The 1157-nt window shown below is 34.5% G+C and carries 1 protein-coding gene; it reads left to right on the top strand.

Going from position 1 to position 1157, the window contains the following annotated elements:
• Positions 1 to 41: 41 nt before the first annotated feature.
• Positions 42 to 1157: polysaccharide deacetylase family protein (locus ACTFWY_RS17765; RefSeq protein ID WP_439948537.1), on the top strand; the 1116-nt coding region annotated here is incomplete at its 3' end.

The raw sequence follows: 1157 nt of genomic DNA on the forward strand, positions 1-1157 counted from the left end.
TTTATTTTACTTTATGATGATAAATGGAGGGATAAAGTCATATGTCTGACAAAAATACCTATGCACGTCGTAGCCAACGTCACAAACAAGAACCTGATACCTGTGAAAATACAAATCAATTGAATGAAGCTGTAAAGCCCAAAACCGGAAACGAAAACAAACAACAAAAAATACCGAAGAAAAAATCTAATTATAGCAAGTATATATTCGCATTGTTTACCGCACTTATTCTAGTAATTGTCGCTACTGGCGGCTATATTGTTTATACATTAAAACAGCAAGAAGCAGAAGCTCAAGCCAAATATGAAACTGCTGCAAAAAATCTCATGGCTTCAATCCAAGAAGAGCAAGACCAAAGTGGAATTTCAACGAAAATAGATACTATAAATGACGGAGAAAATAAGTGCCTTGTTTACCGTCCAGTTGATGAAAATACTGTTCCTTTCAAAAATGCAAACCAGCTCTTAGACGAGCTTGCTCAAAAGCAACAAAAAAAGCATCGTGAAAAAGAAGTGCTTACAGTTGCCAGAATAAAAGCAACAGCAATATCTTCTAAAATTGGTCAGTATAGAATTGAAGCAGATAGTTTTATCTGGGATCGCAGTAAGGAAAATTTTAAAAAGCCAGACAGTATTTCTGAGAAAGCCATTTATGTTTCCGAAAAAACTGGCAAAGAAATCACAAATAAGGATTTGATTCCAGATGAAGGAAGTCTCTTAGGTATTCAACAGGTGATTCAGCAATCCATACTTGATCAAGCCAAAGAACCTGAAAAAATCATTGATGCTGTATTAACAATGGATAGAATTTCTTATGATAGTAAAATGACTTATACACCTGATGAATTGACTATCGTCTTACCAAAAAATTCAACTGGAACTTCTAAAGTCACTCTAAAATACAAAGATATTGCTCCATTCATTGATACAGATCTGGTTTCGCAAGAAAGTATAAAAGATACATTACCTGCATTAGATGAAAATAAAAAGTACGTCGCTCTTACTTTTGATGATGGTCCAAATAATAGCTCAACACTTGATTTGTTGAATATACTAAAAACAGATAACGTGAAAGCTACTTTTTTCATGTTAGGACAGATGGTGGATCAAAATCCAGATGTTGCAAAACAAGTCCACGACGAGGGTCATGAGGTAGCA

This window comes from Enterococcus sp. 125944 (assembly GCF_051909435.1).
Lineage (GTDB): Bacteria > Bacillota > Bacilli > Lactobacillales > Enterococcaceae > Enterococcus_D > Enterococcus_D gallinarum.